This is a genomic window from cyanobacterium endosymbiont of Braarudosphaera bigelowii (assembly GCF_020885515.1).
In the GTDB taxonomy this organism is placed as follows: Bacteria; Cyanobacteriota; Cyanobacteriia; order Cyanobacteriales; family Microcystaceae; genus Atelocyanobacterium; species Atelocyanobacterium thalassa_A.
Genome location: NZ_AP024987.1, coordinates 911,187 through 938,014, shown reverse-complemented (window position 1 = coordinate 938,014; position 26,828 = coordinate 911,187). Strand labels below are relative to the sequence as shown.

Genomic DNA, 26,828 nt, shown 5'->3' with positions numbered 1-26,828 from the left:
AAAGAATTTTCAGAGTAATTTTCTTTTTATAATTAAAAATCATGTTTATGTATAAACTTTAGTGGTGCTCATTTGTTAGTTAGAATTATTCCAACTAACAAATGAGCATTAAACTCAATTTTAAGAAATCCTATTTATTTACTAAATTTGTTTGATTACTAACAACGATTATGTCAACTCTTGTTATTGTTGAATCACCTACTAAAGCTCGCACTATAAGAAATTTTTTACCTAATGAATATCAGGTAGAAGCTTCTATGGGACATGTACGAGATCTTCCAGCCTCAGCAAGTGAAATTCCTGCTTCTTATAAAGGTAAAAACTGGGCAAATTTAGGTGTTAATATAGAAAATAATTTCGATCCTATTTATGTTATTCCAAAAGATAAAAAGAAAGTAGTCCAAGGGTTGAAAATAGCTTTAAAAAATGTAGATGAGCTGATATTAGCTACAGATGAAGATAGAGAAGGAGAAAGTATTAGTTGGCATTTACTGCAAATTTTAAAACCTAAAGTACCTATTAAGCGTATGGTTTTTCATGAAATTACCAGAGATGCAATTAAGAAATCTTTGAATAATTGTCGTGATATTAACGAAAACTTAGTCCATGCTCAAGAAACTAGGAGGATACTGGACCGTTTATATGGTTATACACTTTCTCCTTTGCTTTGGAAAAAGATTGCTTGGGGATTATCTGCTGGTAGAGTACAATCAGTAGCAGTGCGTTTACTAGTGCAAAAAGAACAAGAACGTCTTAGTTTTGAATCTGGTGAATATTGGAATTTAAAGGTTTTATTAGAAAAAGAAAAATTTTTTTTTGAAGCTAAATTAATAAGTATCTCTGGAAAAAAAGTTGCCGTAGGTTCAGACTTTGATTCTAAAACTGGCAAAGTATCTCATAATCGAAATGTTATTCTTCTTAATGAACAAGAAGCTAATATTCTGAAAGAAAAATTAGAAGATGAAACTAAACTTTGGAATATAGCTAAAGTTGAAGAAAAACAGGTTAATAATAAACCTTCTCCTCCTTTTACAACCTCAACCTTGCAGCAAGAATCTAATCGAAAGTTAGGTATCTCGGCACGGGATACTATGCGAACAGCTCAGAAGCTTTATGAGGAAGGCTATATTACTTATATGCGTACAGATTCTGTGAATCTGTCTAGTGAAGCTATTAATGCAGCCAGAGCATGTGTAACTCAAAAATATGGAGAAGAATTTTTAAGTCCTCGCCCACGCAAATATACCACTACAAGTAAAGGAGCACAAGAAGCTCATGAAGCAATCCGTCCAGCAGGCAATAATTTTCTTACACCTAAAGAAACAGAATTGTCTGATCAAGCATTTTCTCTTTATGATCTTATCTGGAAAAGGACTGTAGCATGTCAAATGGCTGATGCAAAGTTAACACAAATTTCAGTAGTCATAGAAGTAGACAATGCAGAATTTCGAGCTTATGGAAAACGTATAGATTTCCCAGGATTTTTCCGTGCCTATGTTGAAGGATCAGACAATCCTGAAACAGTACTAGAGAGCCAAGAAATTATACTTCCATATCTTCAAGAAAGAGATCAGCTAAAATGCGAAAAGATAGATGTACTAGATCATAAAACTCAGCCTCCTGCACGTTACACTGAGGCATCTTTAGTGAAAGTATTGGAGAAAGAAGGTATTGGTCGTCCTAGTACATATGCTAGTATCATTGGGACTATACGTGATCGTGGTTATTCTCAAATGCGCAGTAAAGCATTAGTACCAACTTTCACAGCATTTGCTGTTGTAAGCTTACTAGAGACCTACTTTCCTGATTTAGTAGATACAACGTTTACTTCAACAATGGAACAGGCACTTGATGAAATTGCTACAGGAGAAGTACAAAGAGTTCCTTATTTGGAACAATTCTATTTTGGTGACAAGGGTTTAGATACTCAAGTAAAAGTACGTACTGACGAAATTAATCCAAATTTAGCCAAGGCTATTAATCTAAATAATTTGGATACAACAATTAAAATTGGGAAGTTTGGTCCTTATATAGAAGTAGAACAAGACGGGAAGATCATAACTGCTTCCATTCCAACAAATTTGACTCCATCCGATTTAAATATTGATCAAGTCATAAAATTATTAAAACAAAAAACTGAAGGCCCAGAGAAGATTGGATTACATCCTGAGACTGGTGAACCTATTTATTTATTAATTGGTAGTTATGGGCCATATGTTCAGCTAGGAGAAATTACAGAAGAAAACAAAAAGCCTAAAAGAACTTCTTTACCTAAAAATATTAATCCTGAAGATGTAAACTTAGAAATAGCTCTAGGATTACTAGCATTACCTCTTCTACTGGGAACTCATCCAGATACCCAAGCGAATATTAAAGTTAACATCGGAAGATTTGGGCCCTATGTAGTACATGATCAAGGAAAAAAAGGAAAAGATTATAGATCCCTTAAAAAAGAAGATGATCTATTAACCATTTCTCTAGATAGAGCACTGGAATTACTATCTCAGCCGAAACTTATGAGAGGTCGAAAAGCAAAAAAACCATTAAAAGAATTAGGGCTTCATCCTGAAGATAGCGAGCCTATTAATATTTACGAAGGACCTTATGGTATTTATATTAACCATAAAAAAATAAATGTGGGCTTATCAGAAAAGGAAACAGTTGATAGTATTACCTTAGAAAAAGCATTAAAATTGTTATCAAAGAAAACACCTGTTAAGAAGAAAAATACTAGGAAAACCGTAAAAAAGAAAACAACTGCTACAAAGAAAAGAAAAAAGGATTAATTAGATTAGATTCCTAATAACATATTACTATTTAAAATATCGAAAATCTTTAAATAGAACTTACTTAACTTTGCTTTTCTTGATTTTATTTAGATATTTGCTTCATAAAATATTATTAAACTAACATAAAATTATATAAGCTTGACTTTATAAGTATAAAAAGTACATTTAAAATTAAATAGTTATAAAAGTATTTTTATACTTTTATAACTATTTAATTTTGAACTTATTAACTAATAGTACTATTTTGAGAATTAGAGCAATACTTTTGTTATATACAAAATACAGTAATATGATGTTGAAATGACATCTGTAATCTATTTCAAAAAAAAATAATTCGATAAAAAATCTATGTTTCACCATATTTTTATCAAAAGTCGATAAAATATTTCTTGTAAATAAGTTTGTATATCAAGCTTCCTAAAATTTTAAGAGGGTTAGTATTATTTATAGCTCTAATATATATGATGTATATGAAAAAATTTAATGACCAAATTTGAGAAAATTAACTTTTGTGAATCTCTCAACTTTTTTCTCGAATAATATTTATTATGCCTCTACAAACAATATTTATGAAAGCTATTAAATTTTTAGGCCACTTTCTAAAAATATTACCAGTTGAGAATGTTTGGTCCTTTTATTTGATAGACCGCTACATCCTATCACAACTAGTAGGACCACTAGTTTTTTCAGTTGGTTTAGTGTCCGTACTTGGAGTAGCTATTGGTTATTTATCTGATCTGGCGAATAAAGTAGTAGAGTCTAATTTACCTTTAATACAAGCATTAGAAATAATACTATTAAAAATTCCAGAATTTACTGCCTATGCATTACCGATCTCCATGATGTTAAGTACTTTATTAACTTATGGGCGTCTAAGCAATGATAGTGAATTAATTGCCTTACGAGTTTGTGGAGCTAGTCTTTACCGCTTAGTTATACCCGCTTTTATCGTAAGTCTGATAATGACAGGCATAACTTTTATGTTTAGTGAATTGATAGTTCCAGCAGCTAATTATCGTGTTACTAGTATATTAGTTGAACATCTTCAGGAAGAACGACCGTATTGGCAAAATAAAGATATTTTTTATCCTGATTATGAAAAAGTAGTTCTTCCTGATGGAAGTACTGAAAAACAACTTAAGCATTTATTTTTTGCAGAAAAATTTGATGGTCACAAGCTTGAAACCTTAACAGTATTAGAGTGGCTTGAAAAGAAATTAAATCGTATTGTCGTTTCAGATTCAGCAACATGGAATAGACAAGAAGAAACCTGGGATTTTTTCAATGGTACTATTTATCAATTAGCTCCAGATTCTTCCTATCAAGATACTTACTCTTTTAAACATAGACAATTACCTCTCACTAAGGCTGCTTTTGAGTTTGCTCAACAAGGACGTGACCCTTATGAAATGAATATTTTTCAAGCACAAAAATATATGAAAATTTTAAGAGTTATGGAAGATGAGCAAAAACTCCGTACTTTTCAGGTTAGAATTCAACAGAAGATAGCCTTTCCATTTATATGTGTTGTATTTGGAGTGATTGGATCTGCTCTAGGTACAAGCCCTCAATATATAAACCGTGCTATAGGATTTGGCTTAAGTGTAGTAGTAGTATTTGTATACTATCTTCTTGGTTTCTTGATTGGTAGTTTGGGGTTGATAGGTCTAGTTTCACCATTTATTGCTGGTTGGCTACCAAATATTATTGGATTGGGTATAGGAGTATATTTACTTTATTGGTTTGCTGAATCTTAAACAAAGTGTGAGATAGTTCTATTCTCAACCAGAGAAATTAATATACTTTTTATTTTTTACATAATATTTTTCAAAGCTATAATTTTTTTTGTTATGTCTATGCGACAACAAAAAATATATTAAGTAGTGAGTCAATTAATATAAAAGGAAAGATTCTCCTATTGATAATTAAGTTTAAAGTTAGACAAAATTATGTTAGTTTATAAAGGTCGTTAAAATACCACACATTCAAGACTTCGGGTGTTTCCGAAACGAAATCCACTTGAATGGAGGATTAACCCGAAATAGGAGAAAATAAATTATGCCAGTAGTATCTCTTTCTGAATTACTAGAATCTGGAGTTCATTTTGGACACCAAACCCGTCGCTGGAATCCCAAGATGTCCCAGTATATCTATACAGCTCGTAATGGAGTTCATATTATTGACTTAGTGCAGACTGCACAGTTAATGGAAGATGCTTATCGGTATGTCCGTAATGGGTCTGATAAAGGAAAAAGATTTTTGTTTGTGGGGACTAAAAGACAAGCAGCAGGAATTATTGCTCAAGAGGCTTCTCGCTGTGGAGCTAACTATGTTAATCAACGTTGGTTAGGTGGAATGCTTACTAATTGGGAGACTATTAAAACCCGAGTTGAGCGTCTAAAAGAATTAGAAGCAATGGAAGAAGATGGTCAGATTGAAAGACGTCCAAAAAAAGAAGGCGCAGTATTGAGAAGAGAATTAGGTAAATTGCAAAAATATTTAGGAGGTATTAAAACAATGCGACGACCTCCTGATGTTGTTGTTATTGTAGATCAACGACGTGAATACAATGCTATCCAAGAATGTCAAAAACTAGGTATTCCAATGATTTCTTTATTGGATACTAACTGTGATCCTGACTATGCAGATATTCCTATCCCAGCTAATGATGATGCAATTCGTTCTATTAAACTAATTTTAGGAAAATTGGCGGATGCTATACATGAAGGCTCTCATAGTCGTTTAGAGGCAAACGATGACTACGAGACTCTTGGCGAAAGTCTCACAGAAAATAATGATGAGAAAAGTGAAGAAGTTGATCCTCTATTACCCAATATAGAAAGTGAAAATGTAGAAGAGAAAGAAATTTAACAACTCTTATTTTGTTAAGACATAGTCTTAACAAAATAAGAGTTGTTAAAGAAGCTTTTACTAAAGTTTAAGCTGACAACGTCCCAGGACACTTTTTTCACTCAGGTGAGTCAGCTAATTAATCTTTTCAGTTATATAAAAAAAAGTTCATTTAAACTACTCTTAATGTTATCCTCTCTTATGTCATGATCATCTACAGTAAAAACAAAAACTAAAATGGTTGAAATTTCAGCAAAACTGGTTAAAACACTCCGCGAAAAAACTGGTGCAGGCATGATGGATTGCAAAAAAGCACTTCAGGAAAATCAAGGTGAAGTAGAGAAAGCAACAGAATGGCTACGACAAAAAGGAATCACTTCTGCTGAGAAGAAATCAGGTAGACAAACAGCAGAAGGTTTAGTTCATAGTTATATACACACAGGAGGTCGTATAGGAGTTCTTGTAGAGGTTAATTGCGAAACAGATTTTGTCGCACGTAGAGACGAGTTTAAAGAATTAGCTCAAAATATTGCTATGCAAATAGCTGCTTGCCCTAATGTTGAGTATGTTAATCAGGATAATATTCCTAAAACAATTGTCGATAAAGAAAAAGAAATTGAGATGGGAAGAGATGATTTAGGAAATAAACCTGAAAATATCAAAGAGAAGATAGTCCAAGGGCGTATCGAGAAGCGTAAAAAAGAGCTTTCTTTACTAGATCAACCTTTTATTAAAGATTCTAATATTACAGTTGAAGAATTATTGAAACGCAATATTTCACAGCTTGGAGAAAACATTCAAGTTCGTCGTTTTACTCGTTTTATTTTAGGAGAAGGAATTGAAAAACGTGAAACTAACTTTGCTGCTGAAGTTGCTGCGCAAACAGGGCAAAGTATAGGGTAAGTTATCCTAAGAATAACTTTTATTTAAGCAAAAACTTGATATTTACAAAGAAAAGTAAAAAGAAAGTAGATTCTTTAAAAGATGATTGTCTAATAATGAGACAAAAGTAGGAAAATATTTCTAACTTTTGTCTTTTTTATGTTTAAATTTATTTGCAATGTTCAGTATATTATGAGATCTTTCCAAAAAATTAATAAGGAAAAAAAAGAATTAGAAAAAAAGTCAATAAAGCTTTTTACTGAATTGAATAACATTTATAGAGATTACTTAAAGTTGTTAGGTTCTGCATTAAATAAACAATTAATATTAGCAGTTTATCAAATTTGCACCCATATCTACCCTGAATCATTTTTAAGATTATCTAATGATCAAAGAAGAGAGATGCAAGAGAAAATTAGAGAACTGTGTAATAAATCTGAATCCGAATTGTTATCATATGTGACTTTTCCACAACCTATAACTTCAAAAATGGTTATTAGATATATATCAAAAAATCTATTCCCGTACAAAAAAAATAATATGAAGCACCTCAAAAATGAGAAAAAAAAGCTATTTTTTGCAAACAAATTAGATAAGTACGATGTACCTGAAACTATAAATCCTGAAGATTTAGTTAAGTGGTGTGGAGATATTGAACAAGGAATTCAAATAACTTTGAATAGCCTCTCTCAAGAAGTTAACAATAAATTGAAAAAAAATAAAATCATCTCTAATCATTTACCATCTCATTTACTTGAAGTAACATCGCAAGTAGAAGAAAAGAGATTTTTACCAGAAAGTTATCCTAATATCCTTAACTTACAAGTAGAAGAAAATGTAAATAATAAAACATTAGATTTAGATGGGAAAGATAGTAGAGAACCTTCTAATATAAAAATATCTACACTTTATCTCAAATTATCTGATATTGAGTTTAATGATTCTCAATTAAGTTTTCAGAGAAAAAAAATAAATCAACAAGTTGAGAAACTGAATGAAATAGAAAAGAACTATCAAAAAATAAAAAAAGAATATACTCAATCAAAAGCAGAATCGCTATGGGAATTAAGTTGCTGCGATTAAAGTTACTATTGAAATTATGTAATAGTAGATATTAAAAATTATTATAAATATATAATTTCAAACTTAAAGAAACTTGATAGTATCAATACACCAAATTAAATCTATAGCTTAACCGCTTTGTCAATTATGAGTAAAGATTAATTACTCCAGAAAAAAATCTCGTTAACTCAATATTGTATTTAAATATTAATTTTTAGAAAACTTCTAAATCTAATATAGAGAAATATTATTTAAAAATCTAGTATGTTTATTGAGTAATCATATTGCTATAGATTATGTACTACCTATAGTATATAAAATTTTTCTGAGGATAATAAGAACTTATATACTTTACAGTTCTCCTATGCTTAACTTCTTATTATTAAATACTTTCCATCCTAAACGAGTGGGTTGCTTGTATATTTGTTTTAATGTATTAATATCTTTTGAAGATATAGGAGTAAGTAAATTAGTTGAAGAATAGTAAAGAACATCACCTTTGTCCATACTATGTCCCCAAATACCTAGCCCGTGTCCTAGTTCATGTCGTGCTGCAGACAAAGTAGAAATTTCTCCTAAATTTGAACTAATATTTATCATCATACTATGAAGCAATATGTCATTATGGATATAAAATTTATAACTAGTTTGTGCAGTTTTCGCTTTTATTATTTGTAAGTGTTCTTTCCTTAAAAGGTTTTTGATCATTAATGGTGGTTCCGTTCTTGAAATAATAATTTCTGCAAGCTCGATATTAGAAGTTTCTACTATAGGTAAGTAAAAACTCCACTCAAAAATAGCCTTCTTGACAATACTGAACCATTGATTGATTCTTAGTTGTTCAGTAGATATTTGATCAATATTTGAGTAATTAATTTTGTCTATGTAGACTTTTACAGGGAATCTAGACCACACGAGATACCCTATAAGATCACTTTTAATAATATTCAAATAATTATTTGAATATGACTGATCATTGACTTGTTTTAGGGTAATTGGTAAAGGATGTGTCTGAGGCAAAGACAAAAAATTGATAAAATCATTATCTTGTGCGCATAGTGTAGATATTTTTGGTATGAATAAGCCAAAAATAATAATCAGTAATTTAAGATAATTAAAAAATACCATACATAGAACTATTAAACGTGGTTTTTATATATTCATATATAAAGTATATAGATTAGAGTATTTATTGTTTTAAAAGATAAATGCCCTAATCTATACTCAAAGAGTATTTAGAAAACCATCTACTAGATTAGTACAATAGAATTTATTGAGTATATTGTCCTGTAAAAACTTCTTCTGCACTTCCGGTCATATATACTTTACCGTTATCTTCCATCCACTCAATAGAAAGACATCCTCCAGGTAATTCAACAGTACATATTCGATCATTTTTTTTAGCCACAACTCCTGCAACAACTGATGCACAAGCACCTGTTCCGCAAGCTAAAGTAGCTCCTGCACCTCTCTCCCAAACTCGCATTTTTAAGTAATTAGAACGTATAACTTCAACAAACTCTGTATTAATACGTTCTGGAAAAACAGAGTGATGTTCAAATAATGGACCCAACTTCTCCAAATCAATCAAATCACTATTTTTAATAAAAGTAACACAATGAGGATTGCCGATATTAATACAGGTAACCGGCCAAATTTCTTTTTCTATCTCTAATGGATAATTTATAACTGTGTTGTTCTTGTCTTTTAAAGTTGTAGGAATTTGTTTATTTAAAAGTAGAGGAATTCCCATTTCTACCTTTACTTGTTTTTTAGTTTGTAGTTCAGCGCTTATAATACCTGCCAATGTACTTATCTTATAAGTTTTACTAGTCTTTTCAAACTTTTCTAAAGTACTAATAAAACTTACTAAGCAACGAATCCCATTACCACACATTTCCGGCTCTGAGCCATCAGAATTAAAAATGCGCATACCATAGTCGCTAATTTCATTTCCAGCTAAAACAAAAATAATTCCATCAGCCCCAATTCCAAAATGACGATTACACATTTTCAATATTTGTTCAGAAGATAATAGAAGCTTAGAACTACTTCTGTTATCAATCAAAATAAAATCATTACCTAAACCTTGATATTTAGCAAAATACATAATTTAGCTCTAATTTAACTATTGAAATAATTCTTTGATATTAGAATAATAATACGCAAAAATTACTGACTATCTACAGCATTATTATTGTAAGTGTAATAAGTTATTCTCCATACTATTAGTAACTAAAATTAGACTATTCTAAAATTTCGAAGTTTAAGGAACTATTTTTATGGATTTACGTCCTCTGATGAAGAATATCAGGGATAAAAAGATATATCTTGGGTAAACTTATGAGTCAAGCAATTTCGGCACCTGGTCTGTTCAGCCAATGGCAAAAGTATCAATCTAAAGTGCCTCCAGAAAAGCTCTCCAATTATGATCTTATTATCTTATGTCAGAAAGGAGTTAATCCTGATAGAGGAGCATTTACCGAATTATTAAATCGCTACCAATCTCATGTTGACAGAGTTCTTTATCACTTAGCACCTGATTGGCAGGATCGTGCAGATCTTGCTCAAGAGGTTTGGATTCGTGTTTATAGAAATGTAAAAAGACTTAATGAACCAGTAAAATTTAGAGGATGGTTAAGTCGTATAGCAACAAACTTATTTTATGATGAACTCCGGAAACGTAAACGAGTTCGCCATCCTATGTCCCTAGACGCACCTAGAAGAGTAGATGATGGAGAAATAGAATGGGATATTGTTTCAGATTATCCAAGTCCTGACGACAATCTTGCGACTCGTGAATTTTACGACCGCTTACAAGCTGCAATTGCTGGCCTACCAGAGGCATTTCGTGTTGCAATAGTTCTTCGTGAAATAGAAGGCTTAGCCTATGAAGAAATTGCAGAAATGACAGAAGTTTCTTTAGGAACAGTTAAGTCAAGAATTGCGAGGGCTAGAGCAAAGCTTCAAACTGTTTTACAAAAATATATTGATTAATTTTAGTTTCATTGTGGTTTTCTTCTTCATTAATAAGGAGTATCACGACAATACTAATATTAATTCCCGCCTCTGCAACCAAAGTTCTTGGTCTATATATAGGGAGTTTAGTCACATTGTCTAATTCTAAACATAAGAAAAGGTCTATAACAGAACAATACAATAACGTAAAAGACGAATCTAAGCGTTTCGAATTATTAAGTGCCTATATCGATGGTGAAGTTACATCTAAAGAAAGTAGAATGATAAAATATTGGTTAGATACTGATCCAAATTTTAATAAATCATATAAAGCATTACTACGAATTAAAAGAGAAACCTTTATTATTTCTACACCTGTAAGTATTAAATCTAAATCCGCTTTTTCTCAAGACATCTTTGATAAAATTGATCGTCAACAGCGTAAAAAATTTAATACTATTCTTGGCAGCTTAGGTACTATGGTTATGATATTCAGTGGTATTTGGTTACAAGACGGATTTATATTTCATCATTATGTTCAGAAAAATGAAAATCAAGCTCTAACAATTGCTTTAAATAGACCTGTGTTAGAGATACCAAACACTAGAAATAGATAATAGAAACTTTACCATCTTATACTACGTAATTGTTGATATCGTGGATATTAGTACACTCTAAAAGTTGATTCAACCTCCATAACACCAAAATAACTTTTAGTTCAATTTATCATTCCATAATTTTACCTATATAGTTATTAATAGTATTAAAAAAAAATAATTTTAATTAAGTTAATTATTATCGTATGATTCTAATGACTAAGACAATTTTCTAGTTATGCATAATATTAACAGCTATAAAAATATACTTTATGATTTAATAGCTAAAAATCGCTATCGTGTTGACTATTTAGCTATTAGACTTGAAACTTGTGAAGGAACTAATATTCAATTACGGACAAATACAACAGAAAATTTTAGTGAAACTACTTCAAAAGGGGGACAAGTACGTGCTTGTCATAAAGGAGGATGGGGTTTTTCTTCTTTTGATTCATTTTCTCATTTGTTTCAAAGTATAGAAAAAGCAATTGGCTCAGCAATTTTTGTAGGGACAAATAGAACTATTCTTGCACCTGTCATCCCTATTCAGACTACATGTGAACTTCCTTTAACTAGTCGTAATCCATTCAAGGTTAGTTTATTAGAGAAAAAAGAACTATGTTATAAATATAATGATATTTTACAAACTGTAAGTCATCAGATTACAACTACTTTAGTTAGTTACAATGATAGTTCTCATCACGTAATTATTGTAACATCTGAAGGAATGATGATTGATCAATCCTGGATTGATATCGAAATGAGATTTTCTGCAATTGCACAAAATGGTGAAAATTTAAAGATCGGGCGAGAAACTACTGGATCCAGGGAGGGCTATGACAAATTAACTGGACTAGATAAAAAAGTACGAAGTGCAGCAACAAGAGCTATCAATGCTTTGACCATGCCCTCAGTAAAGGGCGGTTGCTATACAGTAGTTATAGATCCAATTTTAACCGGATTGTTTGTTCATGAGGCTTTTGGACATTTTTCAGAAGCTGATATATTTTGTAAAAATCCAGAACTTTCAGAAGTAATTAGCTTAGGGAGAAAATTTGGACCTAAAATATTACAAATTTTTGATGGAGCAGCACCTCAGGGACATAGAGGAAGCTATTTCTATGATGATGAAGGAGTTCCAGCTACAACTACTCAACTTGTTGAAAATGGCTTAGTAGTTGGTAGACTTCATTCTCGTGAAACAGCAGGAAAACTTAATGAACGTCCTACCGGTAATGCACGTTGTTTAAACTACTACTATCCTCCTTTGGTTCGGATGACTAATACTTGGATTGAACGAGGAAAAACTCCAGTTAAAAATTTATTCGATGGTATTAAGAAAGGAGTCTATGCGAAAAATTGGTTGGGAGGGATGACTAATGGAGAAACATATACTTTTAGTGCAGGGGAAGCTTGGATGATAAGGAATGGTCAAATTGCCGAACCAATAAGAGATGTTACACTATCAGGAAATACATTTAAGACACTAAGAAATATTGAGGCAATTGGTAATGATTTTGATTGGGATGAATCAGGAGGTTGTTGTAAAGAAGGTCAAAATGGCTTACCTGTAGGTTGTGGAGGGCCAAGTTTACGTATTAATAACATAATTATTGGAGGGGAAATATAATAATATAAATTATTCAAATAAATGACTAAGAATTTGTTTTAAAACAGTAGCTGTCCAAGTAATATCATTTATAGTAGTGTCTTTGCCTAAAGTTAAACGAATTCCGCTTATTGCATCACTTGCGGAGTATCCCATGGCTAATAGTATTGGACTGGGAATCAATTTACCGCTATGACAGGCTGAGCCAGCACTAATACCAATACCTGCTAAGTTCATATGACGAACAATAGTTTGACCAGTGATTTTTTTCAATTTTTGGTTCTTTGATAAATTCGAAACAATAAAGCTTACATGATGAGGAAGACGATATTCTTGATGTCCACTAAGAATTAGATAAGGACAATCAGACATATACTTAAATAATTGATTTCGTAACTGTATTAATCTATTATTTTCTTCAATTATTTCCTCGCAGACTAATTCCGTAGCGACTCCAAAACCAGCGATAGTAGCTAAGGATTGAGTTCCAGAACGTATTTCCTGCTCTTGTCCTCCTCCATAAAGTAAAGGAGAAATTTTAATTCCTGGACGTATATATAAAGCTCCGGCCCCTTGAATTCCATAAATTTTATGAGCTGAGAAAGATAATAAGTCAACATTTAAATCTTGAACATTAATAGCTAATTTACCAATTGCTTGTGCTGCATCTGTATGAAAAAGAATATCATAACTTTTTGCAATTTGACATAGTTCTTTAATAGGTTGTACTGTTCCTACTTCACTTTGCCCATAAATTATAGAAATAAGAATAGTATCTTTTCTAATAGCAGCTTTTAAATCATGAGGATTAATTCTACCCTGACAATTTACAGGTAAACGAGTTACTTTCCACCCATGAGTTTCTAAAAACTTTATAGGTTTATTAATTGATGAATGTTCAACACTAGAAATAATAATATGTTGTCTTTTTTTATATTGTTTGGCAATACCTAAAATAGCTAAATTGTTAGCTTCAGTTCCCCCTGACGTAAAAATAATTGATTCTAGATCATTAGCTTTGATTGAATTAGTTATTTGTTTTCTTGCTGTTTCTAGAATCATAGAAGCTTTCTTTCCCCACTGATGTATGCTGGAGGGATTACCCCAATTTTCTGAAAGCACTTGATTAACACAAGTAACTACTTCTGGCCGGGGAGGAGTTGTAGAACTATAGTCGAGATAAATCTGCATAATATAGTGACAATAGTAATTTGATTAAAATATTTATACTAACAAAATTAATTAACTTATTTATATTAAAACAACATTTTTATAATAGATATGTCGTAATTTTATTAACAGATTTTATATTGTTTTAAGAGATTGCTAATAACAATATGAACACATATTTTATTATTTAGCCATATAGTAAATTAATACATATTCCGCAAAAATAGACTAAAACAAAAATACTTTTATATTTACCACTTTTGTCAAGATGGCACTTACTTCACTCGATACACCACTAGAATCACTAGCAAAACAAGGACATTGGATTGATTACCATAGGTATATGGAGATATGTAACATATGGAAAGCTATAGTTACACATGATATTCTAATCAACACAGATATATTATCTATTAGTCAAGATATTGTTTATATTGCAACTTCAAGCTCAGGATGGTCTCAAGAATTATCATTCCAACAATATTCTTTACTTAAAAAAATTAATCAGCATTTATTAGTTACTTCCATTAATAAACTTCACTTCTCTTCAGCTAAATGGTCTGAAAAGAAACTTTTTAAAAGTCCTCCATATAAGAAAGAAAAAGCTTGTTTTTTCTCACATAAAAATTCTTATTCATCTGTTTCTAAAATTACTATAAGAAAAGATGAAACCGCTCAAGAAGCTTTTGAGAAATGGACTATGGCCGTAAAAAATAAATTAACATCTTTTTCAATTTGTCCAAAATGCCAACGTCCAGCCTCTTTACGCGAATTACAGAGATGGTCCAAATGTTATCTTTGTATAAGATAGATACTCTAACGACACATAAAGTTAAGAATTATTGGCAAAAAATGAGTATTTTAAATAAAAAATAATAGTAACGATATTGAAATAATTTTTTTGAGACGTGATTACTTGTATAAAAACTAGCATGATTTTACTTCTATATCTTATGATTGCAGAAGGACGTTTATCTCATCAAATACAGATATCTCAAGTTTAAGAGCTTAGATATTTTTTACGAACCTCTGTTACTAATTAACTTATGGACTTTTCTAGCAATATTGCCAGCCAACTCAATGCTGGAACAATTCTTCCTGAAGGAATTGTCATTATCACTTTGATCTTGATTCTCGTTGGAGATTTAATTGGAGGACGTAACGCCAGAATATGGCTTCCTTATGGAGCAATAATTGGCTTGTTTGCTTCACTAATTTCTCTTTACATTAATTGGAACAATCCCTCTACTATAAGTTTTTTAGGAGGCTTTAATGGAGATCATTTAAGTATTATTTTTAGAGTAATTATTGCTTTATCTACAATTATTACTATTTCTATGTCTATTCGATATATAGAACAAACAGGAACACCCTTAGCAGAATTTATAGTCATAATGTTAACAGCTACACTTGGAGCCATGTTCCTTTGTGGTGCTAATGAACTAGTGATGATTTTTATTTCTATGGAGGTGCTAAGTATTTCTTCATATCTAATGACAGGATATATGAAACGTGATCCTCGGTCTAACGAAGCAGCTTTAAAATATCTTTTAATAGGAGCTTCTAGCACAGCTATTTTCCTTTATGGAGCTTCTCTTCTATATGGAATATCAGGAGGAGAAACAATTCTTAGCTCTATATCTAGTAATATTGCGAATGGCAGCCGTAGTTCTTCTTTGGAGTTAGCAGTTGCTTTAGTATTTATGATTGCTGGCATCGCGTTTAAAATATCCGCAGTTCCTTTTCATCAGTGGACACCAGATGTCTACGAAGGATCACCTACACCAGTGGTTGCTTTTCTTTCTGTAGGATCTAAAACGGCTGGTTTTGCTTTAGCTATTCGCTTACTGGTAACTGCTTTTTCTTCTATAACAGATGAATGGCATCTAATTTTCACTGCTTTAGCCATCATGAGTATGATACTAGGAAATATAGTAGCTTTAGCCCAAACAAGCATGAAAAGAATGCTGGCCTATTCTTCAATCGCTCAAGCAGGATTCGTAATGATAGGTTTAATTGCGGGAACGGATATTGGATATTCTAGTATGCTATTTTATCTACTAGTATACCTATTTATGAACTTAGGAGCTTTTAGTGGTGTAATCCTTTTCTCTCTTCAAACTGGAACGGATAAAATCAGTGATTACTCAGGACTATATCAAAAGGATCCTTTACTAACTTTATATCTTAGTATATCTTTACTTTCCCTTGGTGGCATTCCTCCGCTAGCAGGATTCTTTGGTAAGATTTATCTTTTCTGGGCAGGCTGGCAGGCTGAACTTTACACTTTAGTATCATTAGCATTAGTTACTAGTGTTATATCCATCTATTATTACATTCGTGTAGTAAAAATGATGGTTGTCAAGGAAGAAAGTGAAATGTCTGATGCTGTTAAAAACTATCCTAGAGTTAGATGGGACTTACCAGGAATGAGACCTTTACAGGTTGGCTTAGTTTTATCCGTAGTAGCAACTTCTTTGATAGGAATCCTATCTAATCCTTTAGTCACCTTAGCTCATGATTCAGTACTAAGTACTCCAATCTTACAAGCAAGCGTTGATAGTATTCATGTTTCTAAAACAGAAGCATTAGTCATGTCAATAGATTGAAACTACAGCTCCAATAAGATTAGTAATAGTAAGGTGGGTAATGCCCACCTAATTAATTATAAAATCGATAATATGATTCTAATTCAAATAGTTAAAATATACTTATGTACTTAATATACAAACTTAGTACATAAGTCATAAAAAACATTTATTAAAAATAAATTGATTATTAAATTGTAGCTTGTATTCTTTACAAATATTTTGATAGTACAAGGCTAAAATTAGAATAGAATTTTTTACTTTTCAATGATTCCTCCAGCTAAAACAACATCATCATTGTATAAGACAGCTGCTTGTCCAGCTGTAATTCCGAATTGTAGTTCTTCAAAAACTAATTTATAACGATTATTTTCTATAGGTATTATGTTTGCATAGACGGCAAGAGAACGGTATCTAACTTGAACTTCTACCTTCATAGGAGCATTAGGTTCAAATATAGAAATCCAGTTTACGTCTTTAATTATACAACTAGAACGAAGCCCATCAGAACGTTTTCCTACAACTACTTGATTATTACGAAAGTCTAATTTCAATACATATAAAGGTTCTGAGGCTGATATTCCAAGTCCCTTTCTTTGACCGATTGTGTAATTATGAATCCCTTTATGATTGCCTAGAACCTTACCCTTTAGATTAACGATATTTCCTGTTTGAGGTTGAATATATTTTTCTAAAAAGGATGCCATAGAACCATAAGATTCTATAAGGCATAAATCTTGGCTTTCTGGTTTGTTTGCAGTTTTAAGTTTAAATTCAGTAGCCATACGACGAGTATCTTCTTTAGTTTGCTCTCCTAATGGAAAAATTGTTCTGGCTAGTATTTCTTGAGGGAGATCATATAAAAAATAGGATTGGTCCTTACTACGATCTATTGCTCTTAGTAAGTGATACTTGTCGGTTTCTTTATCATAACGTATACGAGCATAATGACCAGTAGCGATTAAATTACAGTTTAATTCTTTTTCAGCATAATCTAACATCGGCTTAAATTTTACAGAACGGTTACACTGAGAACAGGGTGAGGGAGTTATTCCAGATCTATATCCTGATACCAAATAATCTACGATATTTTTTTTAAATAATTCTTTAGCGTCTACAATATAGTGAGGAATGCTTAACTGTTCGCAAATATGTGCTGCATCTACCATTCCTTCTGAACAACATTGACCTTTTCCTTTCATTAACCATAGAGTTAAACCAGAAACTTCGTAATTCTGATTACACAAGCTTGCAGCAGCTACTGAACTATCTACTCCACCTGATAAACCTACAACAACTTTACTCATCATTAAATATTTATTATAAATAAGAAATTAATTATTTATTTATTCTAGATTAACATCTTAAACAAAATAATAGTAACACTTTGATAATGTTGAATAAAAAATATACAACTTATGTCTTTTAGCAATTATTTTATTAAATCAAAAATAAAAATAAAACTTTTTATTTTTACATTTTTATTAATTACAAGTTTAGTGTTTACTGATAGACAGTTACAAAAATATTTTATTAAACCTAAAGTTATATTTATATTAGGTGGACACGAAGAAAGAGAGCGGTTTTCTGCAAAATTAGCGCTTAAACACACGAATTTGGCTCTTTTGGTATCTTCAGGTGGACCGCAAATATATATAACTAAAATTTTTATGAATGCAGGAATTAATAATAATAGACTTTATTTAGACTATAGAGCAAAAGATACTGTTACTAATTTTGTAAGCTTAATTAAAAAATTACAGATTCAAAAAACTAAAGGTATTTATCTCATAACATCAAATAATCATGTTAATCGTGCCAAAACTATAGGAGAAATTATATTTGGAACTCAAGGAATAATATCAAAACCATTCCCTGTACCCTCTAATACACCTTCAGAGCCTTTAGATAAACTTATAAGAGATGTGGGTAGATCTTTATTATGGATTATTCAATAGTCACTAACACTATCATAGTTGAAATTAATAAGTATAATATTTCATAAACTAAACTTATAAAAATTAGTAAATATTAATAGGAATATGTTACTGAAAAATTAGTACACTGTTGAGGACTGTTTAATGAATTGGTTGCTGGTTTGGATAATATTAATTACTTCCCAATTTTTTATTACTATTATAGTTATTGCTCAACAGACAGAGAGAAACTATACAGATCGTAATATAAATACGATAACTTATAAATCCAAAAATAATATTAATAAATCTTCTTATCAAGTAGGTAGAGTTACTAAAGTTGTTTCTAGTAAAGAAGGAAGTATTTTATTTATTGAATTGCCTGATAGTAGTGAGCTAAGATTTTATTATTCAGGCAATTCCTTAGTAAAAAATGAACAAGTTTTAGTTTATCAAAAAAATGGTAGTCATTTTCTTATCGAAGCATCTGATCCAAGACGATAACTAAAAATATATCATAATAAAATTCTTAAAATTTATTTTTTTCAATACTTTGGCAAGCTATAGGATATTATTCTTTCTCTAAAAATCTAAACATATTTTGCATATTGAGACTTACTAATTATTCTAAAGCTAATCTTCCTTGCTTGCTTAATCTAACTAATAAGAAATATATAAAATATATAGCATATATTAATAATCCTACAAGGCCTATGAAGCCCAGAAAAACAGGTGTTGTATTACTATGGAAAGTTGACCAATACTCAATAGGGGGGGCAATCCAGGCTTGACATGATTTAATTTCTAAAGCTTTTATGGAAATCAAACAGGAAAAGAAAGGAATACGAAATACAATTCCCATAGCGCTATAAATAGTTATAGCCCATCTCCATGAAGTGAGCGCTAATTTGAGAGAACTCCAAGATAAATCTTTGATTTCATCATTTAAGTCTATCCAAAACCATAAAGATATTGGAATTAGAATACGAGCTAAAATCGCAGTAAAAAAACCTAAATGTGTACAAAATGTTTCAAAAGAGTTGTTCTCTCCAGTCCAACCGGGTATTAATAAATAAACGGTAATTAATAATAAACTAGATACCCGCCAATAAATAACTAGTAGACGTCCAATTGCGTCAATTCTTTGGAGGAAGGCTAAGATTGTTAATATTAAGGGCACAATAACAGCAAAGACTATTGCTAATCGATAATCTATCCATATAAGAGGTTGAAACCAGAGATTTTTCATAGTTTTAATAAATTCATTAATAATCTTGCAATATGTCTCTAAAAAATATTTCAGTATATTTTTTTAATTATTTATCTTTCTTATTATTTTCTGTAATTAAACGAGCTCCACGACCTTGTGTGAAATAATTCCAGATCCATTGAACTAGGACAACTAATTTATTATCAAACTCGATAAGATAATAAATATGAGCCGAAATCCAAATAAACCAAGCTAAAAATCCTGAAAGTTTAATAAATTTAAAGTCTGCTACAGCTTTATTCTGTCCTATAATTGCCATACTACCATAGTCTTTATAAATAAAAGATGGTAGTGATTCACCTTTCAATCGTTTTCGTATTAACTTTGCAACATATTTAGCCTGTTGTATCGCTACAGGGGCTACTCCAGGTAAAGCTTTATTATCTTGATGAGAAAAATTTGATAAATCTCCAATTACAAAAATATCTGGAAAATTTGTAATACTGAGATCTGGTTCAACAATAACTCGACCAGCTCTATCTAAACTCACACCAGTTCGCTCAGCTAATATCTTACTAATTGATGATGCTTTAACTCCTGCAGCCCATAAGATTGTATGAGAAGTAATTTGTTCATGTTTTTCTCCTTTACGTACAACAATAGTATCTTCACTTATATTTGTTACTATTGACTTGGTATGTATTGTTACACCAAGATTACATAACTCTTGTTCTGCCTTAGAAGATAATTCTATAGGATAAGGAGGAAGTACACGTTCCAAACCTTCGATTAACAAAATCTTTGCATCTTTAGGATCAAAGTTCCTAAAATTGCCTTTCATAGAGTTATTTGCAATTTCTGCTATTGCTCCAGCTAATTCTACTCCAGTAGGTCCACCACCAACTATTACGAATGTTAGCCAAGCTTGTCTTTTTATAGGATTGTTTTCCTTTTCAGCTGCTTCAAAAGCCATAAAAACACGGTTTCGAATTTCTAAAGCATCTTCAATATTGCTAAGTCCTGGCGCAAAAGTTTCCCATTGATCATTACCAAAATAATGATGAGTTACTCCAGTAGCCAAAATAAGAACATCATAAGGAATAGATTGATGATTATCAACAATTATTTGTTTATCATTGGGTTTTATATCGATAACAGCATTTAGTAATACTTGTGTATTTTTGTTTTGACATAAGATCGATCTTAAAGGTGATGTTATATCAGCTGGAGAAAGACTACCTGTGGCAACTTGATAAAGTAGTGGCTGAAAAAGATTAAAATTACGTTTGTCAATTAGAGTAACTTGTAAAGGAGAATTTTTTAGTCCTTTAGCTGTATATAATCCTCCAAATCCACCACCAACAATAACAACTTTAGCTTCTTTTTTTAAAGTATTATAATTCATAGCTATTTTAAACTCCTAGGAAACGATCTAAAGCCGGAAATTCGTTTTACTGAATATACCGAAAAATGAAAAATATAGACAGAAAGAATATAAGCAAATTTAAATAACTACATTTACATGGGGTAGTCCATCGCGTCAAGTTCCTTAAAAATGTTAGGATTGCGACAGAAAGAGAAACATGATAAAAAAAGGGAAGAGACGTTGAATGCAAGAATTTGATAAATCAATATCTTTTGACGGAAGAGATATTCGACTAAAGCTAGGGTTATTAGCTCCCCAAGCAGGTGGAGCAATTCTAATTCAGTCCGGAGATACGGCAGTTCTGGTAACGGCAACAACATCAAAAGGAAGAGAAGGTATTGATTTTTTGCCTTTAACTGTAGATTATGAGGAAAGGCTTTATGCTGCAGGACGAATTCCAGGAGGATTCTTACGAAGAGAAGGACGTCCTCCAGAAAGGGCAATTCTCATTAGCAGGCTAATTGATCGTCCTCTACGTCCTTTATTTCCTAATTGGCTTCGAAACGATATTCAGATTATTGCTACTACTTTATCTATGGATGAAGAAGTTCCTCCCGATGTTTTAGCGGTGACAGGTGCTTCTATGGCAGTAATCCAAGCTCAAATTCCTTTCTTTGGACCTATGGCAGCCGTTAGAGTTGGTTTAGTGGGAGATGATTTTATTATTAATCCTACTTACAGAGAAGTAGAGGATGGAGATCTTGATTTAGTTGTTGCAGGTAGTCCTGACGGCGTTGTGATGATTGAAGCTGGAGCCAATCAACTTCCAGAACAAGATGTTATTGAAGCCATTGATTTTGGTTATGAGGCAGTTAGAGATCTAATTGGAGCACAACAAGAAATAATGGAAGAACTGGGGATGAAATTGGTGCAAGCCGAACCTCCAGCAAAAAATGAAGTTCTAGAAAAATTTATTAGTGATCAATCATCTGAATCTATAAAAAAAGTTTTAGTTCAATACAACCTTGGCAAAGCAGAAAGAGATACAGCTCTTGATCAAATTAAAGAAACAACTATTAATGAAATAATAACTAATCTCCCAGAAGAAGATTCAATAAAAGTTGCTGTTAAGGAAGATCCTAAAGCTGTAAATAATCTTTATAAAGGCTTAACCAAAAAGTTAATGCGATCTCAAATTATTAGCAACGAGATTCGTATAGATGGTAGAAAACTTGATGAGGTTCGTCCTATCTATTGTAATGTGGGCATTTTGCCTCCAAGAGTACATGGTTGTGGACTATTCAACAGAGGGTTAACTCAAGTATTATCTCTAGCAACTCTTGGTACTCCAGGGGATGCACAAGATTTAGGTGATGATTTGCATCCTGAGGATGAGAAGCGCTATCTGCATCATTATAATTTCCCTCCTTTTTCTGTTGCAGAAACTAAACCATTAAGATCTCCAGGAAGAAGAGAAATTGGACATGGAGCCTTAGCGGAACGTGCTCTCCTGCCTGTATTACCTCAACAAGAAGAATTTCCTTATGTCATTAGAATTGTATCAGAAGTTCTCTCTTCTAATGGTTCTACATCTATGGGATCTGTTTGTGGATCAACTTTAGCTTTAATGGATGCTGGAGTTCCTATTGCTAAACCAGTTAGTGGAGCAGCTATGGGACTTATTAAAGAAGGTGAAGAAATACGTATTCTTACAGATATTCAAGGAATTGAAGATTTCTTAGGAGATATGGATTTTAAAGTCGCTGGAACTGATAGTGGTATTACGGCTTTGCAAATGGATATGAAAATTACTGGATTATCAATGAACGTGATAGCAAAGGCTATTGGACAGGCCTTACCAGCTCGTCTACATATTCTTGAGAAAATGCTGTCGACTATTGATAAACCACGTCCAGAACTATCAACATTTGCTCCTCGATTATTAACTATGAAAATTGATCCTGAAATGATAGGATTAATTATTGGTCCAGGTGGTAAGACTATAAAAGGTATTACAGAACAGACTGGATCAAAAATTGACATTTCTGATGATGGAATGGTAACTATTGCTGCTATTCAAGCGAAAAAAGCGGAAAAAGCAAAAGATATTATCTTCAACATGACACGTAAATTAAACGAAGGAGAAGTTTATTTGGGTCGTGTTACTCGTATTATTCCTATTGGAGCTTTCGTTGAAGTTTTACCAGGGAAAGAAGGTATGATTCATATTTCTCAGTTAGCCGAAAGAAGAGTAGGAAAAGTAGAAGACGAAGTTGCTGTCGGAGATGAAGTAGTAGTTAAAGTACGTGAAATTGACAACAAAGGACGTTTAAATCTGACTCGTTTAGGTATTCATCCAAATGAGGCTTCTGCTGTTAGAAAAATAGTTTAACTATTAAAATAAAAACCTAGGTTAACCTAGGTTTTTATTTTAATAGTACTTAATTAATTGTGAATACTTCTATTTTGCAAAATATATTTCAAATCACAGGAAGCATGTTTTTAATTGGTTCTTCCCTAATTTCACTTAATGTTGGTAATAATATTATTTTATTCAACAAATCTCCTAGATTAATTGATACAACAACAAGTCTAAGTCAAACTAAAGTTCATGGTGCACAATATTATTTTGTTATGACAGTGCCTTTAGAGACTGGAGTATCTTTACAAAAGGTAGTATTACAACAAATTAAAGGAGTTGATCAAATATATTTTAATTTAGATCAGACTGTTGCTTTTATCGGAAAACCAATCAGCCCTGGAGATAAATTACCTATCAGCAAAGTTCAAAGAAATTTGGATAATAATAAAATTTCCATAACCTTCAAATCTTCAATTCTGCCTGGTGAAACTTTTTTTATTGTAGTAAAACCTAAAAATAATCCTGTGGTAGGTGGAAATTATCAATTTGGTATAACAGTTTATCCAGAAGGTAAACATCCTCAAGGATTATATATTGGAGCAGGAGCATTAAATTTCCGTCAACATGGTAATAGTTTTCCATAAAGAAGAGAATTTTTTTAAATTTTCCAATAATAAATTTTTTGTTTTTTTTCTAATGTAACTATGCTTATTAAATAATTTGATTGAGTAATAAAAGACAGTATTCTCCATGGAAGATAATTTAAAGGAGAGACATCAATAATTTGCATAGGATAATCAGTTATTATCTTCACTGTATTTAGTCTTTGACTTATTCCTTCTCCTGTTGCTTTTAGGTATGCTTCTTTTCCTGTCCAGAGTCTTAAAAATTCAATATTTTTGTCATAAGAATTGAAGCTTTTGAGCTTACTAAATTCTTGAAAACAGAAGAAACGCTTTGCAATTTTTTCCATACCTAATAAAGGACGAATATATTCAATATCAACTCCAATAGGATATTGACATGTAATCCCGCAAATTATTAATTCTTCAGAGTGAGAAATATTAAACTCTATCTGTTTAGTATTAATCGAATCAACAAGTTTAGGCTTGCCGCGAGTAGTGTACTCAAGATTTATTTGGTTAGGAGCAATTAGTAAATATTTACTCAGAATAAGTTTTAATGCTCCTCGGGAGAGGATAAAACGTTTCTTATCTTTTACAAATTGGATGTGAGGAATTTTTTTTTTCTTCCTGATTAAGCATGGTTAAATAAAATTCAACAAACAAATAAGATGTTGATAAATCAATTTTCCATACATGAATTTCTTGAGGATTGATAATAAGCGTATCAGTAGAGTATTTCCACATCGTTCAATATAGTCAAAGATTGTTTATTAAACAAGATATATTCAAATTCTATATAAAACTTAGACTACTGCTGAAGCCAAATTTTTTGTATGCCTAAGTGTTAAATAATGACGTCTAAAATTTGATAAAATCACATAATAGAGATGAAGAAAAAACTTTCTCATGTAGAGACATAAGTTAGAAAACTATAAGGGCGAACGATGGGACTCGAACCCACGAGTGGCGGGACCACAACCCGCTGCCTTAACCACTTGGCTACGCTCGCCATACGATTACCTAATATAACATATTTTTAGAGAATGAATACTATCTGTTAAGGAATCAACATAAAAAATTGATTTCTTAGCAGATAGTATTATTTATTTGAGACTAACCAATAAAGGCTTTTACTGGTTTAGAAACACCTGAAGATTTATCACCCTTGAGATAAGCTAACATGGTATCAGCATCGGATACTTCAAAGGGATCACTAGGACAATTATCACTAAAATCAGACTCAACAAAAATCTTCTCGATTTCACAGTTGTTGACCAACATGGAATAACGCCATGAGCGCATTCCGAAACCAAGATTAGATTTATCAACTAACATACCCATTTTACGAGTAAATTCACCATTCCCATCAGGCAGTAAGAAAACGTTTTTCGCCTCTTGCTGCTTACCCCATTGAAACATAACAAAAGCATCATTAACTGATAAACAAACGATAGCGTCTATTCCTAATGCTTTAAACTCACTGTATAATTCTTCGTAGCGAGGCAGATGGTTAGATGAGCAGGTTGGAGTAAATGCACCAGGTAGGGAAAAAACAACGACCTTCTTGCCTTTAAAAATCTCTTGAGTAGTTAGATCTTGCCAACGATAAGGGTTGGGTCCAGCTACAGACTCATCACGAACACGGGTTTTAAATACAACATTGGGTACAGTTTCAATAACGCCCATATTTCACCTCTTGACAATCAAATTTGAATCAGCCTTTGCTGCTACAACTTAAAGTAATTCTTAATCGAAGAAAAAGTCAATAGTTAAAATAGTTTGATTTAGTAAAAAAAATTATATAAGTTTAAAATAATAGAATTTTAGACATCGCAATATAGAGATATCTCTACATTAAACGAGCAAATTGATGTAAAACAGTTTTTAAATTACCTAGAAAGTCTATTCTTCGAAAATAAATAGAAAAAAAACAATTTTTGTCCGAAATCTTAATTAATAAAATTCTATTTTTAACAGTTAAATAATTTTTGATGATTACATAATTTTTGGTAATATCCAGAGCATTTGCAAATATTTAGGATATTTATTGACCTGACAAAACTGCTTAGATAAAAATATAAAAATATTTAACCTTTAAAATATTACTAACTACACTAAATAAATGATTTTTAAACTAATTAGATTAGTTAACTTAGCTAGTCTATTTTTATTAAGTTTTAGATTATATTTATAAAAATTTAGTAATCGGAAACAAGTAACTATAATCATAAATAGTAAATAAGGATTAATATAAAATAGGGATTGATATATAATCATTAACCAAAGTAATTATTAAGAGAGAATTAATGGACCTTAAAGAATTAATTCGTGATATTCCCAATTTTCCTAAGCCTGGTATAGTATTTCGTGATATTACAACTTTATTAAATAATCCAAAAGGATTGCAATATACAATTAACTTGCTAACTAATAAATGTCGAGAAGCTAATTTATTGCCTGATCATGTAATTGGAATGGAATCACGAGGATTTATTTTTGGTGCTCCGTTAGCTTATCAACTAAATTCAGGTTTTATACCTGTCAGAAAGCCTGGTAAGCTTCCTAGCTCAGTCTATCAAGTTCAATATGATTTAGAGTACGGTACAGATACTTTAGAAATTCACCAAGATGCCTTACAAAATTTTCATAGTGTCGTAATTGTAGATGACTTGTTAGCGACAGGTGGTACAGCGCAAGCAACAATTGAACTACTCAAAAAAGTTGGTTGTAATGTTTTAGGATTCGCTTTTATTATTGAATTAGAATCTTTAGAAGGCCGTAAAAAATTACCTGATGTTCCTATTATTAGTTTAGTTAAATATTAATATATAACTATTTTATTAT

24 protein-coding genes and 1 tRNA gene are annotated in these 26,828 nt (G+C 31.5%); 15 read left to right on the top strand and 10 right to left on the bottom strand.

What is annotated here, in order from left to right; genetic code table 11:
* Positions 1-170 precede the first annotated feature (170 nt).
* The 5 genes from topA (at position 171) to LPC16_RS03930 (ending at position 7,604) form a co-directional block, all read left to right on the top strand.
* On the top strand, positions 171-2,786 hold the full coding sequence (gene topA, locus LPC16_RS03950; RefSeq protein WP_229636892.1) for a type I DNA topoisomerase: 2,616 nt from the start codon (positions 171-173) through the stop codon (positions 2,784-2,786).
* Between the two features lie 551 nt (positions 2,787-3,337).
* Positions 3,338-4,546 carry an LptF/LptG family permease gene (locus LPC16_RS03945; RefSeq protein ID WP_229636891.1) on the top strand — a complete coding sequence of 403 codons (1,209 nt, stop codon included), beginning with the start codon at positions 3,338-3,340 and terminating at the stop codon, positions 4,544-4,546.
* Positions 4,547-4,847: 301 nt separating this feature from the next.
* On the top strand, positions 4,848-5,660 hold the full coding sequence (gene rpsB, locus LPC16_RS03940) for a 30S ribosomal protein S2 (protein ID WP_229636890.1): 813 nt from the start codon (positions 4,848-4,850) through the stop codon (positions 5,658-5,660).
* Positions 5,661-5,876: 216 nt separating this feature from the next.
* Entirely contained in the window at positions 5,877-6,542 is a 666-nt protein-coding gene (gene tsf / locus LPC16_RS03935) for a translation elongation factor Ts (protein ID WP_040054250.1), read from the top strand.
* 171 nt (positions 6,543-6,713) lie between these two features.
* The gene (locus tag LPC16_RS03930; protein WP_229636889.1) at positions 6,714-7,604 is read left to right on the top strand and encodes a hypothetical protein; all 891 of its coding nucleotides are present in this window, start codon (positions 6,714-6,716) and stop codon (positions 7,602-7,604) included.
* A 330-nt stretch (positions 7,605-7,934) separates the two neighbouring features.
* On the opposite strand, the gene LPC16_RS03925 is transcribed toward LPC16_RS03930, so the two are convergent.
* Both LPC16_RS03925 and dapF read right to left on the bottom strand, forming a co-directional pair.
* The gene (locus tag LPC16_RS03925; RefSeq protein WP_040054249.1) at positions 7,935-8,711 is read right to left on the bottom strand and encodes a hypothetical protein; all 777 of its coding nucleotides are present in this window, start codon (positions 8,709-8,711) and stop codon (positions 7,935-7,937) included.
* Positions 8,712-8,853: 142 nt separating this feature from the next.
* A complete protein-coding gene (dapF, locus tag LPC16_RS03920) occupies positions 8,854-9,693 on the bottom strand; it encodes a diaminopimelate epimerase (protein ID WP_229636888.1) in 840 nt (279 codons plus the stop codon).
* A gap of 233 nt (positions 9,694-9,926) precedes the next feature.
* Here dapF and LPC16_RS03915 point away from each other — a divergent pair, with 233 nt between their 5' ends.
* From LPC16_RS03915 to LPC16_RS03905, 3 genes are all read left to right on the top strand, one after another.
* Positions 9,927-10,580: a sigma-70 family RNA polymerase sigma factor gene (locus tag LPC16_RS03915; RefSeq protein ID WP_040054247.1), complete on the top strand. Its 654-nt coding sequence runs from the start codon at positions 9,927-9,929 to the stop codon at positions 10,578-10,580.
* 116 nt (positions 10,581-10,696) lie between these two features.
* On the top strand, positions 10,697-11,158 hold the full coding sequence (locus LPC16_RS03910) for an anti-sigma factor family protein (RefSeq protein ID WP_229636887.1): 462 nt from the start codon (positions 10,697-10,699) through the stop codon (positions 11,156-11,158).
* A gap of 217 nt (positions 11,159-11,375) precedes the next feature.
* Entirely contained in the window at positions 11,376-12,767 is a 1,392-nt protein-coding gene (locus LPC16_RS03905; protein ID WP_229636886.1) for a TldD/PmbA family protein, read from the top strand.
* Positions 12,768-12,776: 9 nt separating this feature from the next.
* Here the strand turns inward: LPC16_RS03905 and LPC16_RS03900 are convergent, their stop codons facing one another.
* On the bottom strand, positions 12,777-13,937 hold the full coding sequence (locus LPC16_RS03900; RefSeq protein ID WP_229636885.1) for a cysteine desulfurase family protein: 1,161 nt from the start codon (positions 13,935-13,937) through the stop codon (positions 12,777-12,779).
* 247 nt (positions 13,938-14,184) lie between these two features.
* Between LPC16_RS03900 and LPC16_RS03895 the strand changes: the two genes are divergently transcribed.
* Both LPC16_RS03895 and LPC16_RS03890 read left to right on the top strand, forming a co-directional pair.
* Positions 14,185-14,727 (top strand): DciA family protein, encoded by a 543-nt coding sequence (locus LPC16_RS03895; RefSeq protein WP_229636884.1) that lies wholly within the window; start codon positions 14,185-14,187, stop codon positions 14,725-14,727.
* A gap of 235 nt (positions 14,728-14,962) precedes the next feature.
* On the top strand, positions 14,963-16,525 hold the full coding sequence (locus LPC16_RS03890; RefSeq protein WP_229636883.1) for an NAD(P)H-quinone oxidoreductase subunit N: 1,563 nt from the start codon (positions 14,963-14,965) through the stop codon (positions 16,523-16,525).
* A gap of 236 nt (positions 16,526-16,761) precedes the next feature.
* Here the strand turns inward: LPC16_RS03890 and mnmA are convergent, their stop codons facing one another.
* Positions 16,762-17,811, bottom strand: coding sequence for a tRNA 2-thiouridine(34) synthase MnmA (gene mnmA, locus LPC16_RS03885; RefSeq protein WP_229636882.1), 1,050 nt, complete (start codon positions 17,809-17,811; stop codon positions 16,762-16,764).
* A gap of 192 nt (positions 17,812-18,003) precedes the next feature.
* Between mnmA and LPC16_RS03880 the strand changes: the two genes are divergently transcribed.
* Together LPC16_RS03880 and LPC16_RS03875 are read left to right on the top strand one after the other, a co-directional pair.
* The gene (locus LPC16_RS03880; RefSeq protein ID WP_229636881.1) at positions 18,004-18,462 is read left to right on the top strand and encodes a YdcF family protein; all 459 of its coding nucleotides are present in this window, start codon (positions 18,004-18,006) and stop codon (positions 18,460-18,462) included.
* A 123-nt stretch (positions 18,463-18,585) separates the two neighbouring features.
* Positions 18,586-18,924: a hypothetical protein gene (locus LPC16_RS03875; protein WP_040054240.1), complete on the top strand. Its 339-nt coding sequence runs from the start codon at positions 18,586-18,588 to the stop codon at positions 18,922-18,924.
* Between the two features lie 118 nt (positions 18,925-19,042).
* Here LPC16_RS03875 and LPC16_RS03870 read toward each other — a convergent pair whose 3' ends face one another.
* The gene (locus LPC16_RS03870; protein ID WP_229636880.1) at positions 19,043-19,669 is read right to left on the bottom strand and encodes a DUF3177 family protein; all 627 of its coding nucleotides are present in this window, start codon (positions 19,667-19,669) and stop codon (positions 19,043-19,045) included.
* A 67-nt stretch (positions 19,670-19,736) separates the two neighbouring features.
* Entirely contained in the window at positions 19,737-21,035 is a 1,299-nt protein-coding gene (locus tag LPC16_RS03865) for an NAD(P)/FAD-dependent oxidoreductase (RefSeq protein ID WP_229636879.1), read from the bottom strand.
* Positions 21,036-21,240: 205 nt separating this feature from the next.
* Between LPC16_RS03865 and LPC16_RS03860 the strand changes: the two genes are divergently transcribed.
* Together LPC16_RS03860 and LPC16_RS03855 are read left to right on the top strand one after the other, a co-directional pair.
* Positions 21,241-23,388 carry a polyribonucleotide nucleotidyltransferase gene (locus LPC16_RS03860; protein ID WP_040054237.1) on the top strand — a complete coding sequence of 716 codons (2,148 nt, stop codon included), beginning with the start codon at positions 21,241-21,243 and terminating at the stop codon, positions 23,386-23,388.
* Between the two features lie 59 nt (positions 23,389-23,447).
* The gene (locus LPC16_RS03855; RefSeq protein WP_229636878.1) at positions 23,448-24,002 is read left to right on the top strand and encodes a DUF2808 domain-containing protein; all 555 of its coding nucleotides are present in this window, start codon (positions 23,448-23,450) and stop codon (positions 24,000-24,002) included.
* A gap of 14 nt (positions 24,003-24,016) precedes the next feature.
* On the opposite strand, the gene LPC16_RS03850 is transcribed toward LPC16_RS03855, so the two are convergent.
* The 4 genes from LPC16_RS03850 to LPC16_RS03835 form a co-directional block, all read right to left on the bottom strand.
* A complete protein-coding gene (locus LPC16_RS03850; protein ID WP_407084197.1) occupies positions 24,017-24,559 on the bottom strand; it encodes a 4'-phosphopantetheinyl transferase family protein in 543 nt (180 codons plus the stop codon).
* 10 nt (positions 24,560-24,569) lie between these two features.
* On the bottom strand, positions 24,570-24,728 hold the full coding sequence (locus LPC16_RS03845) for a hypothetical protein (RefSeq protein ID WP_229636876.1): 159 nt from the start codon (positions 24,726-24,728) through the stop codon (positions 24,570-24,572).
* 192 nt (positions 24,729-24,920) lie between these two features.
* A tRNA-His gene (locus tag LPC16_RS03840) sits at positions 24,921-24,993 on the bottom strand.
* Between the two features lie 104 nt (positions 24,994-25,097).
* Positions 25,098-25,670 carry a peroxiredoxin gene (locus tag LPC16_RS03835; RefSeq protein WP_040054236.1) on the bottom strand — a complete coding sequence of 191 codons (573 nt, stop codon included), beginning with the start codon at positions 25,668-25,670 and terminating at the stop codon, positions 25,098-25,100.
* A 620-nt stretch (positions 25,671-26,290) separates the two neighbouring features.
* Here LPC16_RS03835 and LPC16_RS03830 point away from each other — a divergent pair.
* A complete protein-coding gene (locus tag LPC16_RS03830) occupies positions 26,291-26,809 on the top strand; it encodes an adenine phosphoribosyltransferase (RefSeq protein ID WP_040054235.1) in 519 nt (172 codons plus the stop codon).
* Positions 26,810-26,828: the final 19 nt, after the last annotated feature.

Coding starts and splice junctions, on each gene's coding strand:
- LPC16_RS03860 (WP_040054237.1), top strand. CDS start 21,241: ATGCAAGAATTTGATAAATCAATATCTTTTGACGGAAGAGATATTCGA.
- LPC16_RS03865 (WP_229636879.1), bottom strand. CDS start 21,035: ATGAATTATAATACTTTAAAAAAAGAAGCTAAAGTTGTTATTGTTGGT.
- LPC16_RS03930 (WP_229636889.1), top strand. CDS start 6,714: ATGAGATCTTTCCAAAAAATTAATAAGGAAAAAAAAGAATTAGAAAAA.
- topA (WP_229636892.1), top strand. CDS start 171: ATGTCAACTCTTGTTATTGTTGAATCACCTACTAAAGCTCGCACTATA.
- LPC16_RS03915 (WP_040054247.1), top strand. CDS start 9,927: ATGAGTCAAGCAATTTCGGCACCTGGTCTGTTCAGCCAATGGCAAAAG.
- LPC16_RS03945 (WP_229636891.1), top strand. CDS start 3,338: ATGCCTCTACAAACAATATTTATGAAAGCTATTAAATTTTTAGGCCAC.
- LPC16_RS03845 (WP_229636876.1), bottom strand. CDS start 24,728: ATGTGGAAATACTCTACTGATACGCTTATTATCAATCCTCAAGAAATT.
- LPC16_RS03925 (WP_040054249.1), bottom strand. CDS start 8,711: ATGGTATTTTTTAATTATCTTAAATTACTGATTATTATTTTTGGCTTA.
- mnmA (WP_229636882.1), bottom strand. CDS start 17,811: ATGAGTAAAGTTGTTGTAGGTTTATCAGGTGGAGTAGATAGTTCAGTA.
- LPC16_RS03905 (WP_229636886.1), top strand. CDS start 11,376: ATGCATAATATTAACAGCTATAAAAATATACTTTATGATTTAATAGCT.
- rpsB (WP_229636890.1), top strand. CDS start 4,848: ATGCCAGTAGTATCTCTTTCTGAATTACTAGAATCTGGAGTTCATTTT.
- LPC16_RS03835 (WP_040054236.1), bottom strand. CDS start 25,670: ATGGGCGTTATTGAAACTGTACCCAATGTTGTATTTAAAACCCGTGTT.
- LPC16_RS03895 (WP_229636884.1), top strand. CDS start 14,185: ATGGCACTTACTTCACTCGATACACCACTAGAATCACTAGCAAAACAA.
- LPC16_RS03900 (WP_229636885.1), bottom strand. CDS start 13,937: ATGCAGATTTATCTCGACTATAGTTCTACAACTCCTCCCCGGCCAGAA.
- dapF (WP_229636888.1), bottom strand. CDS start 9,693: ATGTATTTTGCTAAATATCAAGGTTTAGGTAATGATTTTATTTTGATT.
- LPC16_RS03890 (WP_229636883.1), top strand. CDS start 14,963: ATGGACTTTTCTAGCAATATTGCCAGCCAACTCAATGCTGGAACAATT.
- LPC16_RS03875 (WP_040054240.1), top strand. CDS start 18,586: ATGAATTGGTTGCTGGTTTGGATAATATTAATTACTTCCCAATTTTTT.
- LPC16_RS03870 (WP_229636880.1), bottom strand. CDS start 19,669: ATGAAAAATCTCTGGTTTCAACCTCTTATATGGATAGATTATCGATTA.
- LPC16_RS03830 (WP_040054235.1), top strand. CDS start 26,291: ATGGACCTTAAAGAATTAATTCGTGATATTCCCAATTTTCCTAAGCCT.
- tsf (WP_040054250.1), top strand. CDS start 5,877: ATGGTTGAAATTTCAGCAAAACTGGTTAAAACACTCCGCGAAAAAACT.